The sequence below is a fragment of the Bacillus thuringiensis genome, from assembly GCF_001455345.1.
GTDB classification, from domain to species: domain Bacteria; phylum Bacillota; class Bacilli; order Bacillales; family Bacillaceae_G; genus Bacillus_A; species Bacillus_A thuringiensis_N.
This window is the reverse complement of sequence record NZ_CP013274.1, coordinates 3189182-3203520: the sequence shown is the minus strand read 5'-3', so window position 1 is coordinate 3203520 and position 14339 is coordinate 3189182. Positions and strand designations below refer to the sequence as shown.

Here is a 14339-nt window from a genome sequence, read left to right as displayed (position 1 = left end):
ACTATGAAAATAAGTTTTTCTTCTTTACATCCTTTTGTGAATTTTTTCTATTATATCGGGGTGATGATACTTTGTATGATGTGTCTTCATCCTCTTTTTTTAATTGGAGCGATACTATTAATCGTTATAATAAATATAATGCAAGGGAATAGCGAAAAGATTAGAAAGATGTTACCGAGCACAATCGTTTTCTTTTTTATGGTCATTTTATTTAATTCGTTATTAACGCATAGAGGTCGAACTACGTTATTTTGGTTAGGTGATAGCCGTATTAAGCTTGAGGCGATTATGTTTGGAGTAGTAATGGGGTTATTACTAGTTGCGATTATGTTTACGTTTGCTTCGTATAATGATATTATTTCGAGTCATAAATTTTTATATTTGTTTTCTAGAATTTCACCGAAAGTAGCATTGTTAACGATGATTACAGTGAGGTTTGTTCCTTTGTTTATGAGGCGATTACAGAAAATAACACTCGTCCAAAAAACGAAAGGTGTACAAGTAGATGCAGGTTCCATAGTGGAACGAGTGAAAAATGGTATGCAATTGCTGCAAGTGTTATTAATTTGTTCATTAGAAGATGCATTGCAAACGGCAGATTCTATGCAAGCTCGTGGATTTGGTGTAACGAAACGTACGACATATATTCGGTATAGAATGGAAAGACGCGATTGGTACACGCTCAGTTATTTAAGTATTCTATTTATAATTGCTATTATATGTAGTACGTATGGCGGAGGAACGTTAATCATTTATCCGAAAGTCGAATCTATTTTATTTCAGCAATACGATGGGATGATGTTTGTCGTATTTACGATGTTTATTAGTTTACCAATCATAATGGAAGGAAGGGAATGGATATGGTGGCGCATGCAGAAATAAACAATTTATCATTTGTATATGCTGATGAAAACGAAAAAGCGTTACAGCATATTTCTCTTTCTATTCAAAAAGGAGAGTTTATTGCACTTGCTGGTGGATCAGGATCCGGGAAGACGACTTTATTAAAACATTTTAAAAAGGAATTACTTCCAATCGGTAAGCGTACTGGAGATACATATTATGATGGTACTTTATTAGAAAATGTACCGGATTTGTTATCTGCCCAAGAAATTGGCATGGTATTTCAAAATCCAGAAAATCAGCTCGTAATGGATACAGTCATTCAAGAATTAGCATTTTCTTTAGAAAATATCGGGTTACCATCTCATATTATTCAAAAGAGAATAGCTGAACTTATTAGTTTCTTAGGGTTTCAAGATTTATTGCACCAATCTGTTCATACGTTATCTGGCGGGCAGAAGCAACTTGTCAATTTAGCTGCGGTATTAGTGATGCAGCCGAAATTATTATTATTAGACGAACCAACGGCGCAGTTAGATCCAATTGCTGCGAAAGAGTTTTTAGGATTGTTAAAACGTATTAACGAAGAACTTGGCATTACGATTGTTTTAAGTGAACATCGTTTAGATGAGGTGATACCACTTGCTACGCGTGTTATTTGTATGAATAATGGTCAAATCGTGTATGACGGTAGTCCTAAAGCGGTTATAGCGAATATGTGGGAAGTAGAAAAGTTCCGTCCATTTATTCCGCAAATTCCAAGATTGTTTTTAGAGTGGAATGCGAAAGATATTCCGTTTACAGTGCGAGAAGCACAAATGAAAATGAATGATTTTTCAGCGATATCATATGTAAACGAACCAGTAGCACAAAGTGAAAAGCAAGAAGTCATTTTACATGCAGAGCATATTTCTTTTCAATATGAAAAAAACAGTCCACTTATTTTACGAGATTTAACAGTTTCGATTGAAAAAGGGAAATGGGTGGCTCTCGTTGGAAAAAATGGTACGGGTAAGTCTACACTGTTAACGATTTTAGCTGGATTACAAAAAGCGAGAAGAGGGAAAGTAAAGTGGAATGGGAAAGTGATACATAAAATTGATTCGAAAGAACGATTTAAAAGGATCGGGTATGTATCACAGCATCCCTATTATCATTTTACATTTGATACAGTGTGGGATGAGGTTTATGAACGAGCGCGTGAATTATACGGAGAACAAGGAAAAGAAATAGCAGAAGATACGCTAAAACAGTTTTGGTTGTATTCGCTTAAAGAGCGCCATCCCCATGATTGTAGCGGGGGAGAACAACAATTACTCGCGTTATGTACAACGTTATTATCAAAGCCAACTTTATTATTACTGGATGAACCGACAAAGGGATTAGATCCGTGGAAGAAAGAAAGAGTAGGAGAGCTATTTAGGAAATTACAAAAAGAAGGGACAACAATTGTAATGGCAACGCATGATATTGAATTTGCAGCGAAATACGTGGATCAATGCATGATGTTATTTGACGGAGCAGTTATTATGAATGATGCACCGAAAGAATTTTTTAGTGGTAACTTCTTTTATACAACATCTATTAACCGATTCATTCGAAAAGAATTGCCATATGCATTAACGTGGGAGGATGTGTACGAAGCGTGTCCAAACGATATGTTGCATTCATAATATGTATTCTTGCAGTAATAATAGGCACATTACTCTTTACTACACTGATCATAGACGGTTATTACCTGTTAAGTAGTTTGTTTTTATTAGTTGTTATTATGTTACCTTTCTATATCCGTTTTGAAAGGAAGGCATTTGTTTCACGTGAAATTGTTCTCGTTGCCGTATTAGCGGCAATTGCAGCAGTAAGCCGCGTACCATTTTCTATTTTACCGAGTATACAACCGACTTCTTTTGTCATTATCGTTTCTGCAATTGTGTTTGGAAGCGAAACTGGATTTATGATCGGGGCAACAGCGGCTATCGTATCTAACATTTTTTTAGGACAAGGTCCGTGGACGCCGTGGCAAATGTTTTCATGGGGTATGATTGGTTTTATAGCAGGCTTACTTCGCAATACATTTTTAATGAAAAAGTTATGGGGGAGACTTCTATATGGGTTCTTCGTGGGCTTTTTATTTGGCTGGATCATGAATTTCTGGGGGCTTCTCGGTTTTATACGTGAAGCAACGTGGGAAGCTGTCATTTCATATTATATAGCAAGTTTTTATTTCGATTTGAGCCATGCGATTTCGAATGTTGTGTTCTTACTATTATTTAGTACTTCTTGGATTACGATTCTTACAAGATTTAAAAGGAAATACGGCATATTAGATAAGCATAACATGGCATAGAAAAGCATACTCATATAAGGTAGGGTCGCGACTTACATATTCGTTTGCCTCTTTCATGCTTCTTACATATTGTAAGGAGCATTTTTCTGTATATTTTTTAATCATAACGGCAATAATGATGAAGTATGCCATTTGAAAAAGCTTCCCACCTTATGATGGGAAGTTTTTTCAATCTTTTTCTAAAATGTGAACGGTGTAATCGCAGCGTTGAATAGCTTGTTCGATCGCATAAAGGGATTGCTCAATACGAGCGCGATTAAAATCTTTTTCAACAGTCTGTAATGCTTCTTCTAAACAATGTTTTGCTTCTTGTAATGATTGAAAAGAATCTTGTACATATCCGCGAGCATTTTGATGCATTTCATAATCCTCCTTGCATATTCATATATGTATAGTATGAACAGGAAGAGAGAAAATATAATTTGTTATATTTGTTTGACAATTGAAATGAAATTACGTATAGTAAGAATTAAGTGAATATTTTCTTATCCAGAGAGGTGGAGGGACTGGCCCGATGAAACCCAGCAACCGCGATGCAGGTGCTAATTCCAGCAGAACATATTTGTTCTGGGAGATAAGACGAAGATATATACGTAACTTCTTCTTATCGGAGAGGTTTTTTTGTTGCAAAAAAACCGATTACGAAAATTTATATTAAGAAGAAAGGGGTTGCGCATTACTGTGACACTCGAAAAATACGTAAAACTGCGTAGTACAGTTTATGAATATATGATAGAGCAAGATAAGCCGATATCATTGTTAGATATTCAAGAACATATCGTTTCGCATCATGAAGGAAAATTCACGAAAAAGATGTTACATCAATTTTATTTATCAAGGCTATTAGATGAACTGAAACTGGATGGGAAAATTACATTAGCTGATGAATATCTGTATACTGAAAAAGGGGTATTTTATAAGGCGAGAAAAGGGAGCTAAGCTCTCTTTTTTTTGAAGTATGTAGAGTAAAAGACTGCTAAAGCAGCCTGATACAGGGAATGGTGTTGAGTGTGTAGTGTCAAAGATTGAATGTGCCTGAAAGAGGCACTTCATATCGGCTGCAAATGAAAAGAGACACCTCCGCCGAATAGGTGTCAGTCGTTTTGTCATATAGACTTGCTATTTGACAGTTATTAGAATAACATGCAGTGGTTGTGGAAGTCAAAAGGGAATTAAAGGAAGAGGTGCTATTATGTACGCTTACTTATTACATGATATAACGAAATGGATTCCTAAGTACATTATAGATAAAGGTTATGAATATTATGAAGAAGGACATGTAGAAGATGTTGAAATACAAGACAAAAAAATATTTGCTTTCGTTACTGGAAATGCGGGAAACTATGAAGTAATTATTAATCTCGAAGATTTTACAGAAAGTAGCTGTGAGTGTCCGTATGAGAATCTTTGCAAGCATATGGCGGCAGTTGTTTATGATATTCAAGATGCTGGTGAGAGTAAGGTGAAAGAGAAATTGAAAGATTTAGAAAAGGAAGAGTTACTCACAGTATTAAATCGTTTGTTGCAAAGTTCGAAAAACGTGCAAATTGTAGAGAAGATGTTAAAGAAGGGGAAACTTTAACTTATAGAGGGAGTTGTTTGGCAGTGAATGTACTAATTGTATACGCTCATCCTAGTCCTTCAAGTTTTAACGCAGCAATTTTAAAGCATGTACAAAACGGACTACAGGAAACAAATCATTCAGTTACGGTACTTGATTTATACAAAGAACAATTTGATCCAGTCCTTGTTTTTAATGAAGAGAAGAAAAGGCGTGATTTAGTAAATGAAGAAGAAACAGCTCGGTACAGAACGTTAGTGGAAGAAGCGGATACTCTTCTCTTCATTTATCCAATATGGTGGTGGGGGATGCCAGCTATTTTAAAAGGGTTTATTGATCGCATTTTTGTAGCTGGATTTGCTTATAAATATGAAGGTGCCCTGCCGAAAGGATTATTGAAAGGTAAGAAGGCGTGGGTAATTAATACATTAGACTCACCGTTGTGGTATGTCGCACTATTATATCGATCCGCAGATTGGATTATGATGAAGAGAGGTGTTTTACGTTTTTGCGGCATCCACGATATAAAACGGTCAGTTTTTCAATCTGTGAAAACGAGTAAACGAGAGAAGCGGGAAAAGTGGTTATTACAAATAGAAGAAAAGGCTCGTACATTATGAATGAAATGGAACATATTATAAACTGTTGTGGGTATGATGACGAACTTTTTCGTACATATATTACGTGTTTACTTCAATTGAAAAAATGTAGTGAAACGTTTCAACAAATTCAAATAGAGTTAAGAAATGATTATTTAATAAGAGGAATTTGTGAAAGAGAAGTTGATGAAGTAGTACGGGGAAGTAAAGAATATGAAACATATTTTCTTCCTAAAGCGTTACAGTGGAATTTTTTGAGGGAACATCCACACCTGACCGGAAAAATTTGCGAAGATTTTTTTGCATTTGAGTCATTACATCTTACGGAGATAGAGTGGGGAACGATTATAAATTGCATGGGAAATAAATGATTTATTATGTAAAAAAGCTAGTATAAAACTAGCTTTTTGTTTAAATAAATAAGAAACATAGACTTATGATAAATCCTGCATATAGTAAGTTCACAACGCAAAATCCCATAATATCACGAGCGCCTAAACCGGCTATCGCTAATGCCGGTAATGCCCAGAAAGGTTGAATTAAATTCGTCCAAGCATCGCCCCACGCAATGGCCATTGCAGTTTTTGCAGCAGGTACACCAAGTTCAGCGCCAGCAGGAATCATAATTGGTGCTTGCACTGCCCATTGACCGCCTCCTGATGGAACGAAAATATTAACGATGCCAGCACTTAAAAAAGTAAAGAGCGGGAAAGTCGTTTCGTTTGAAATGCTAATAAAGAAATTAGAAATAGCTCCTCCAAGTGAAAGTCCTTCACTATTTTCTCCAATCATCATCCCCATAATTCCTGCATAAAACGGGAACTGAAGTAAAATGCCAGAAGCACTTTTCGTAGAATCTGAAAAAGCACGAATATATTGAATTGGAGTGCGGTGAAAAATAAGACCAGCAATTAATAACATAAAAATCACGATATCGAGAGTAAGGTTAAAACCTTTCGTATAAAAGTAATTGAAAATATAAATGAGACCTAACAATCCAACGCAAAGTGTAATAATGATACTATTTTCCATTTTTTCAGCGAACGTATTTTTTTCTACTTCTTGAGCCGCAGCTTCCTCATGGAACACGCTAGGATCCACTGTAATCGTATGCTTTTCATCTGGATGCATTGCCTTATTTATGAGAGGCATCGTAACTAAAAAGATAATAACCGGAACGAGAGCGTATGGTGAGAATAACGTTTCTGTGATTGGAATCGCTTCTTTAATACTTCCAGCTGTCGTTTTAATTAATGTTTCGCCGCCTGTTGCTAACGTAAGAGGAATAGAAGCAGAAAGCCCCGCATGCCAAATGAGAAATCCAGAGTAGGAAGAGGCAATGGCTAGTCTATAATCTAATCCTTCTAACTGTCTTGCTACCTCTTTTGCATATAAAACAGATACAACAATACCAAAGCCCCAGTTTATGTATGCCCCTAGTAAACTTACGATTGAAATGGCAATAATACCTTGTCCAGTCGTTTTCGGTAGTTTTGCTGCTTTCGTTAATCCTTTTTTAATAAGAGGTGCGTTTGCTAAAGCCGATCCTGTCACGAGTACAAGTGCCATTTGCATAGAAAAGGCGAGAAGTCCCCAAATTCCATCACCCCAATGAGTGATCATTTGGACAGGTGTTTGGTGCGTTGCAAACATGCCGAAGAAGATAACAAAAACAGTTAATAAACATGATAAAATAAACGGTTCTGGCAAGAAACGTTGCACTAAGGCGACGCAACCATTAGTAAAAGAACGAAACAAAATAGATCAACCTCCTTATGTATATGTATTACAATTATTCGAGGTTTTTAGTTCATAACCTTTTATAATTTGAAAATTCCGATATTTTTATAGGGATTGAAATATTTTTAATAAGAGTAGTAGCATCTTCACCTTGACAGAAAAAGTTGCTTTTTCCCCAATATGAAATATTGCATATAAAAATGAATTGATGTAAATGTAAAAGCTTATTATAATGAAAGCATAAATATTCAACACATCTTAATACAACAAAGAGGAGGAAGTAATATGGAGATCGCAATGGCAGTTTTGAAATTTTTAGGTGGAGTAATTCCGTTAGTCCAAGAACTTTTAAAAGCGTTTATGTAAGTTTATTCGTTAGCTATCATTTATCAATCATTATTATATCTTACTAAAAAAAGAACGGGGTGATTTTTCTGAATATTAAGAAAAATACCAAAAGAAGTAAGTTCCTTGCATGTTTATTAGTTAGTTTATGCACTCTTAATTATTCATCTATTTCTTTCGCAGAAACACAAGCCGGTAATGCAACTGATATGACTAAAAATGCTAGTAGTATTGATACTGGTATAGGAAATCTTAAATACAATAATCAAGAGGTTTTAGCTGTAAATGGTGATAAAGTAGAGAGTTTTGTTCCGAAAGAAAGTATCAATTCAAATGGTAAATTTGTAGTAGTGGAACGCGAGAAAAAATCACTTACAACGTCACCAGTCGATATTTCGATTATTGATTCTGTAGTAAATCGTACGTATCCAGGAGCTGTACAACTTGCCAATAAAGCATTTGCAGACAATCAACCGAGTTTATTAGTGGCTAAGAGAAAGCCTTTGAATATTAGTATAGACTTACCTGGTATGAGAAAAGAAAATACAATCACTGTTCAAGATCCGACATATGGTAATGTGGCTGGAGCAGTAGACGACTTAGTATCTACTTGGAATGAAAAGTATTCTACAACACATACGTTACCTGCAAGAATGCAATATACAGAATCCATGGTTTATAGTAAATCACAAATCGCAAGTGCTCTTAATGTTAACGCTAAATATCTTGATAACAGTCTAAATATTGACTTTAATGCGGTAGCAAATGGAGAAAAGAAAGTGATGGTGGCCGCATATAAACAAATATTTTATACTGTAAGTGCTGAACTACCAAACAATCCATCTGATCTCTTTGATAATAGTGTTACTTTTGGTGAGTTAACTCGTAAAGGAGTAAGTAATGCGGCTCCACCTGTTATGGTTTCAAATGTAGCTTATGGTAGAACGGTGTATGTAAAATTAGAAACAACATCTAAGAGTAAAGATGTACAAGCTGCTTTTAAAGCCTTACTTAAAAATAACAGTGTCGAAACGAGTGGACAGTATAAAGATATTTTTGAAGAAAGTACCTTTACCGCTGTAGTATTAGGCGGAGATGCGAAAGAGCATAACAAGGTTGTTACAAAAGATTTCAATGAAATCCGAAATATCATTAAAGATAATGCTGAATTAAGTCTTAAAAATCCAGCATACCCAATTTCATATACAAGCACTTTCTTAAAAGATAATGCAACTGCTGCTGTTCATAACAATACAGATTATATCGAGACGACAACTACAGAATATTCAAGTGCTAAAATGACACTTGATCATTACGGTGCATATGTTGCTCAATTTGATGTATCTTGGGATGAATTCACATTTGATCAAAATGGGAAAGAAGTACTAACACATAAAACATGGGAAGGTAGTGGCAAAGACAAAACGGCTCATTACTCTACAGTTATCCCTCTTCCACCAAATTCAAAAAATATAAAAATCGTAGCAAGAGAATGTACAGGTCTTGCATGGGAATGGTGGAGAACAATTATTAATGAACAAAATGTTCCATTAACAAATGAAATAAAGGTTTCAATTGGAGGAACAACATTATACCCAACTGCTAATATTAGTCATTAGGTTGGAGCAAAGCGCCCTGGTTATAGGGCGCTTTTTTAATTAGGTGGAAGGTAAATCGGCGTTTCTCCCCATCAAGCTAAAAAAGAACATATACCAACATAGCCTTATAGAGCTGCATTTAACTTTATTTAAAGCTTCATGTATGAGTGTTATCCAATTATTCACTGGATTGTTGAATATGCAAGAATGCTCCTCATCGCTCTAACGTTTAACTTATTTTAAATTAATAGTTCGAAAATTATAAAAATTAGTTGAATAGATTGTGTTAAATATTGTGAAATGAAATGGTACTAAAAAAACCAAATTGGTATCAACGGTTCAGGGGGCGGATTATGAAGCAAAGAATAGTAACAGAAACAATTCATCAAATTCAAACGAAGGGGTTTGCATTTACAATTAGTGATTTAGCAAAACAATTAGCTGTGAGTAAGAGGACAATCTATGAGCACTTCTCTTCAAAAGATGAAATAGTAGATGAAGTTATTTGTAATGTAATAGAAAGTATTCAAGAAAAGGAAAAAAATATCGCTGAAGATGATACGTTACAAATAGTTGAAAAAATAAGACTCATTTTAATTTGCATTCCACAACAATTTCAATTCATGGATGCACGTTTATTAGTAGAGCTAAAAAAACATCATTATAATCAATGGTTAAAATTAGATCAGTTTTTACGTGAAGGTTGGTCTACTGTAATTGGTTTAATAGAAGAGGGAATGAGGGAAGGAAGCATAAGAAAAATTCAAATTCCGTTTTTTATTGAAGTGTATTTGGGGGCACTGAATCGTATATATGATCCTATGTTTATTGAAAAAAGTGAGTACATTGGGGAGTATACTTGAATCTATTATGGACATGTTACTGTACGGAATTTCTAATTCAAAATAGAAGGTGGGAGAAGAGTGCAGTGGATTTATTTAAGTTTAGCAATTTTATTTGAAGTAGCGGGTACAACTGCGATGAAATTATCTGATGGATTAACGAAACTTGTACCAAGCATTCTTATTTTTGTATTTTATGTAGTAAGTTTTGTATTTCTTTCATTTGCATTAAAAGGGATGGAGATGTCCGTTGCATATGCAGTTTGGTCAGGTATGGGGATTGTAACAATTACAACAATTGGATTTATTTTGGAGAAAGTATCAATATAATTAAGATACTAGCAATTCTTTTTATTTTAATTGGAGTTGTAATATTAAATTTTAATAGTGCAGCACATGAAGCGAAGAAAAAAGAAATGGTGGAGGAACGTATACATTGAATCGATTAAAGTATTTTTTCCTTATTATTGATTTTGGGTTTGTTGTATATTGGCCATGCCCATCAACTTAAGAAAAGGAAATACCCCAAAAACGAAAAAAGAGCAGACTTCTCCAAATAACTAACTGTAGAAAAAGGGAATTTTCATTTTGGGGGTACTTCAAAATATTAGCTTGATGGCGATGTGGCTGTATCTCTATTAGTAAACTATTTAAACTAGTTCTACGGTTAGCGTACAGAAAATAGATTTAAATGTGTTGAAATTGTACCAATATACAGTCCAAAATCCATACTTTTTGGAACAAATATTAGTGTGTTGCTTATCAGTATAATGGATTGAGAAAACAAAAGAAAATTACATAATTAAAAAATTGAAACCTGTTAGGGTTTATTTGGTATACGCATTTTTAAGAATATACTTTTATTTTAAGAATGTTTTAATCCGGCTGAACAAAAGTTCAGTTTGTTTACACTTTTAAGTTGATGGGCATATATGGTGCCCCCTAATAGAAAGAATGATTTGTCTAACCAATACGTACAATAAATAGATTGGGATTTTGTAATACAAATTGTTTTTAAAATTGATGTACATAGTATGTAAATATTTTCTTGCTATTGGAGGGGTTCCCTATTGGTTGATAATATTCAACAACTTATTCAAGAACATAAACAATTTTTCCATCATGATCATACAAGAAGTCTTCAATTCCGGCTTGAACAGTTAGAACAGCTAAAAAATTCTATTCAAAAATATGAAAATCAAGTGCTGAATGCATTATATCAAGATTTACACAAAAGTGAGTTTGAAGCATATGCTGCAGAAATTGGTTTCGCCTATAACAGTATCAATTTTATAATGAAATACTTAAAACAGTGGATGAAACCTCAAAAAGTAAAAACACCTATTCATTCTTTACCTTCCAAAAGCTACATAATAAAAGAGCCTTATGGTACAGTGCTAATTATTGGACCTTTTAATTATCCATTTCAATCATTAATGGAACCTCTTATCGGGGCAATAGCGGCAGGAAATTGTGTAGTTCTCAAGCCTTCAGAAAATGCACCCAATGTTTCAGCGGTAATTAACAAAATGATAAGTGAAACATTTGATAAGCAATATATTCGTGTAATTGAAGGAGACAGAGAAATAACTTCTTTATTAATTCATGCACCATTTGACCATATCTTTTTTACAGGTAGCATTCAAGTTGGAAAAATTGTTATGGAAGCTGCGGCGAAAAATCTTATACCAGTAACATTAGAGCTTGGTGGTAAAGGACCAGCTATTGTCGATGAAACAGCTAACCTCAATATAGCTGCCAAACGGATTATCTGGGGAAAGTTCATAAATGCTGGGCAATCCTGTATTGCACCTGATTATGTTATTGTACACGAATCTGTTAGGGTAAAACTGATTTCGAAAATGAAAGAAATCATCACAAGCTTTTATGGATCAGATGTATTAAAAAGCAATGATTATGGTCGAATTGTCAATGAGAGACAATTCGATAGACTTATTTCTATATTAGAACAAGACCAAAGTCATATAATATTTGGTGGTAAATCATCTAGAAGTCATTTATATATTGAACCAACACTTCTTGAAGTAAAATCATGGGATGTTGCAGCTATGAAAGAAGAAATTTTCGGGCCGATTTTACCAATTATGGAGTACATCGATTTAGATGAGGTTATCCATATGGTTAACAACCATCCTAAACCGCTAGCTTTGTATGTGTTTACTGAAAATAAAAGCGTTGAAAAACAAGTATTAAGCCGGATTTCTTTTGGAGGAGGATGCGTCAATGATACAATGTCACATATGGCTAATCTTCACTTGCCTTTTGGTGGAGTAGGAAGTGCGGGGTTCGGTGCCTATCATGGGAAACATAGCTTTGATGCTTTTACACATCGTAAAAGCATTTTAAAGAAAAGCTCAAGGATAGACTTAGGGATTGTATTTCCGCCATATAGGGACAAAATTAAAATTTTGCGAAAGATTTTTAAGTAATCAAAAAAAATTAGCGACCGCCCTTGGTAAAATGGGACGAATAGAAAAAACTATCTTTACCTTAGACTATATCTCAAGTAAATCGGTGAGAAGAAAAATACAAAAAGGCTTAAATAAGGGTGAAGCCACAAATGCTTTAGCCAGAGCCATATTTTTCGGAAAGAGGGGAGAGTTTAGAGAGCGATCCCTTCAAGATCAATTACAACGGGTTAGTGCACTTAACATTATTATTAATGCGATAAGTGTATGGAATGCGGTCTATATGGAAAAAGCCGTAGAAGAATTAAAACGTACAGGCGAATTTCGAGAAGATTTAATGCCGTATATATGGCCTTTAGGTTGGGAACACATCAATTTCTTATGAAAGAGCCGATTTACTCTTAACGGGGTAAAATTCGGCTCTTTTTTCAGATGGATTCTCTTAGCGTGGTTTTTTCTGAAATGCTGGCGGTACCCCATGCTCATTAACTTAAGATTTTAAAGTAGCCCCTAAACGAAAATTTTTCTTTTTTAAAATTGATTGATAGTAAACAAGAAAGGTTGGCAAATTACAAATCTTTCTCGTTTGGAGAGTTTTAATTTTCAGTTATCAAACCAAAAATAACCAAAATAATATCCTACGCAGTATTCTCCTCATGACTTTTTTTTAGAGTTTAACGGTTTTTGAGAATCTTTGTAATAGAACCCAATATTTCATTTTAAATAACTTTAGGTATCAATAAAGAGAATTTATCATCCTTGAAACATTTTAATAATCAGAAATTTTAGACGAATAAAGGGATTGTATGATAATATATTTACATGCATTACTTTTCCATCTTTACAATAAATTTACACACGATTGAAAATATTGAGGTGATTCATTAGTGGTTAATAATACGTGTGAAACTAGAAAGTATAATTCAATACATAAAAAACGTTTTTATAATTCTGTTTTTTCAATCCCTTTAGTTGCTTTAGCTTTATTTATATTATCTTCTGTACAACTAGAATTAACTACTTTTTTGCTTATTACTTTTGTTTCTGTTGTTATAGTGCTCTTTCAATTGATTTATTTTTATAGTAAATGGAAATTAGTGTAAAAAGTTAAATTTTAGTCAGTTACTAATAACAGTTCTAATTCATTGTACACCGAAAAGAAGGAAGAGTTCCTTTTGTCAAAATGATAGCAAGCATCTAATTATTACGCTCTTCTCCGCAGAAAGTGAGGTTCTGACCATGACGAGACGTTCAGAAGCTGAACATTGGAACGAGGTGTTTGCCGATGTGAATCTCGGCAAGCCGCAAGTAGATTTTTGGCTGGAAAAATACGAGCCGATGCTAGAATTGGCCCAAGATGGACCGGTCATTGATCTTGGCTGCGGATATGGCAGCGACTCTTTGTTTTTAACAGAACGAGGTTATCGGGTCATCGCCTGCGACTTCTCCTCTGAGTCGTTGGCGATTATACGCAAATATGTGCCAGGCGTTGAAACAAACCTATTCGATATGACAGGAGGATTGCCGTTTCCGGATGGTAGCGCGAGGGCGGTTGTCGCGGATTTGTCCCTGCATTATTTTCACTGGGACGATACTGTTTCTATTGTTAGCGAAATTGCGAGAGTTGTCGGCACTGGCGGATTGCTGCTAGCCCGCTTGAATTCCACGTGCGATGTTCATTACGGTGCCGGCCAGGGCATCGAATTGGAACCCCGTTATTACGAGCATGAGGGGCGGCGGAAACGTTTTTTTGACGAAGCAGATATGCGTCGGTTGTTTGACGGATGGGCGATCAATGTGTTGACGGAAACGGACATGCACCGCCACCGGAAGCCGAAAATTTGCTGGGAGATGGCAGCTTGCGTCCGCTGATGGCGGGGGCTGTGTGTGCCGACGAACTTGCCGATGTGAATCCGACCGTCGGGACAGCTGGTCGAAAGCAGCCAGACAAAGAGACTCAAACCTTTTTTGTTCCGCTCACGGGGATCGATAATGCAATAAACCAAAAAACTAGTCAATAACACGAAAATAAAGT

The 14339-nt window shown here is 35.1% G+C and carries 12 protein-coding genes, 3 pseudogenes and 1 riboswitch; of the genes and pseudogenes, 13 read left to right on the top strand and 2 right to left on the bottom strand.

Annotation, left to right across the window (positions count from 1 at the left end):
• Positions 1–3: 3 nt before the first annotated feature.
• Genes ATN06_RS16640 through ATN06_RS16630 form a run of 3 tightly spaced genes read left to right on the top strand, consistent with a single transcriptional unit; the run spans position 4 to position 3190 of the window.
• On the top strand, positions 4–882 hold the full coding sequence (locus tag ATN06_RS16640) for an energy-coupling factor transporter transmembrane component T (protein WP_060631567.1): 879 nt from the start codon (positions 4–6) through the stop codon (positions 880–882).
• Complete coding sequence (locus ATN06_RS16635; RefSeq protein WP_060631566.1) at positions 855–2516, top strand: ABC transporter ATP-binding protein; 1662 nt, start codon at positions 855–857, stop codon at positions 2514–2516. Before ATN06_RS16640 ends, ATN06_RS16635 begins: the two co-directional genes overlap by 28 nt.
• Positions 2489–3190 (top strand): ECF transporter S component, encoded by a 702-nt coding sequence (locus tag ATN06_RS16630; protein ID WP_060631565.1) that lies wholly within the window; start codon positions 2489–2491, stop codon positions 3188–3190. Before ATN06_RS16635 ends, ATN06_RS16630 begins: the two co-directional genes overlap by 28 nt.
• Positions 3191–3358: 168 nt before the next feature.
• Here ATN06_RS16630 and ATN06_RS16625 read toward each other — a convergent pair whose 3' ends face one another.
• Positions 3359–3550: a hypothetical protein gene (locus ATN06_RS16625; RefSeq protein WP_060631564.1), complete on the bottom strand. Its 192-nt coding sequence runs from the start codon at positions 3548–3550 to the stop codon at positions 3359–3361.
• A gap of 122 nt (positions 3551–3672) precedes the next feature.
• A riboswitch (SAM riboswitch) is annotated at positions 3673–3771 on the top strand.
• Between the two features lie 40 nt (positions 3772–3811).
• On the opposite strand from ATN06_RS16625, the gene ATN06_RS16620 reads away from it, so the two are divergent.
• The 4 genes from ATN06_RS16620 (at position 3812) to ATN06_RS16605 (ending at position 5721) form a co-directional block, all read left to right on the top strand.
• A complete protein-coding gene (locus ATN06_RS16620; protein ID WP_060631563.1) occupies positions 3812–4129 on the top strand; it encodes a hypothetical protein in 318 nt (105 codons plus the stop codon).
• A gap of 253 nt (positions 4130–4382) precedes the next feature.
• Positions 4383–4772, top strand: coding sequence for an SWIM zinc finger family protein (locus ATN06_RS16615; RefSeq protein ID WP_060631562.1), 390 nt, complete (start codon positions 4383–4385; stop codon positions 4770–4772).
• Positions 4773–4795: 23 nt separating this feature from the next.
• Positions 4796–5371: an NAD(P)H-dependent oxidoreductase gene (locus ATN06_RS16610; protein WP_060633156.1), complete on the top strand. Its 576-nt coding sequence runs from the start codon at positions 4796–4798 to the stop codon at positions 5369–5371.
• The gene (locus ATN06_RS16605) at positions 5368–5721 is read left to right on the top strand and encodes a group-specific protein (RefSeq protein ID WP_060631561.1); all 354 of its coding nucleotides are present in this window, start codon (positions 5368–5370) and stop codon (positions 5719–5721) included. The genes ATN06_RS16610 and ATN06_RS16605 overlap by 4 nt, the downstream gene beginning before the upstream one ends.
• A 40-nt stretch (positions 5722–5761) precedes the next feature.
• Here the strand turns inward: ATN06_RS16605 and ATN06_RS16600 are convergent, their stop codons facing one another.
• Positions 5762–7108, bottom strand: a complete 1347-nt coding sequence (locus tag ATN06_RS16600) for a short-chain fatty acid transporter (protein WP_060631560.1) — start codon at positions 7106–7108, stop codon at positions 5762–5764.
• Between the two features lie 407 nt (positions 7109–7515).
• Here ATN06_RS16600 and alo point away from each other — a divergent pair, with 407 nt between their 5' ends.
• The 6 genes and pseudogenes from alo (at position 7516) to ATN06_RS16565 (ending at position 14176) form a co-directional block, all read left to right on the top strand.
• On the top strand, positions 7516–9054 hold the full coding sequence (gene alo / locus ATN06_RS16590) for an anthrolysin O/cereolysin O family cholesterol-dependent cytolysin Alo (protein WP_060631559.1): 1539 nt from the start codon (positions 7516–7518) through the stop codon (positions 9052–9054).
• A gap of 332 nt (positions 9055–9386) precedes the next feature.
• Positions 9387–9942 (top strand): annotated as a pseudogene (locus tag ATN06_RS16585) (TetR/AcrR family transcriptional regulator).
• 14 nt (positions 9943–9956) lie between these two features.
• A pseudogene (locus ATN06_RS16580) lies at positions 9957–10315 on the top strand (DMT family transporter).
• Positions 10316–10945: 630 nt separating this feature from the next.
• Positions 10946–12325 carry an aldehyde dehydrogenase gene (locus ATN06_RS16575; RefSeq protein WP_060631558.1) on the top strand — a complete coding sequence of 460 codons (1380 nt, stop codon included), beginning with the start codon at positions 10946–10948 and terminating at the stop codon, positions 12323–12325.
• A pseudogene (locus ATN06_RS16570) lies at positions 12321–12686 on the top strand (Tn3 family transposase); the annotation flags it as partial. The gene ATN06_RS16575 and the pseudogene ATN06_RS16570, both read left to right, overlap by 5 nt.
• Before the next feature lie 857 nt (positions 12687–13543).
• Positions 13544–14176, top strand: coding sequence for a class I SAM-dependent methyltransferase (locus ATN06_RS16565; protein WP_060631556.1), 633 nt, complete (start codon positions 13544–13546; stop codon positions 14174–14176).
• Positions 14177–14339 lie beyond the last annotated feature (163 nt).

Bases quoted from the DNA above. Each gene is read 5' to 3' on its own strand.
- ATN06_RS16640 (WP_060631567.1), top strand. From the start codon at position 4: ATGAAAATAAGTTTTTCTTCTTTACATCCTTTTGTGAATTTTTTCTAT.
- ATN06_RS16635 (WP_060631566.1), top strand. From the start codon at position 855: ATGGATATGGTGGCGCATGCAGAAATAAACAATTTATCATTTGTATAT.
- ATN06_RS16625 (WP_060631564.1), bottom strand. From the start codon at position 3,550: ATGCATCAAAATGCTCGCGGATATGTACAAGATTCTTTTCAATCATTA.
- ATN06_RS16615 (WP_060631562.1), top strand. From the start codon at position 4,383: ATGTACGCTTACTTATTACATGATATAACGAAATGGATTCCTAAGTAC.
- ATN06_RS16605 (WP_060631561.1), top strand. From the start codon at position 5,368: ATGAATGAAATGGAACATATTATAAACTGTTGTGGGTATGATGACGAA.
- ATN06_RS16565 (WP_060631556.1), top strand. From the start codon at position 13,544: ATGACGAGACGTTCAGAAGCTGAACATTGGAACGAGGTGTTTGCCGAT.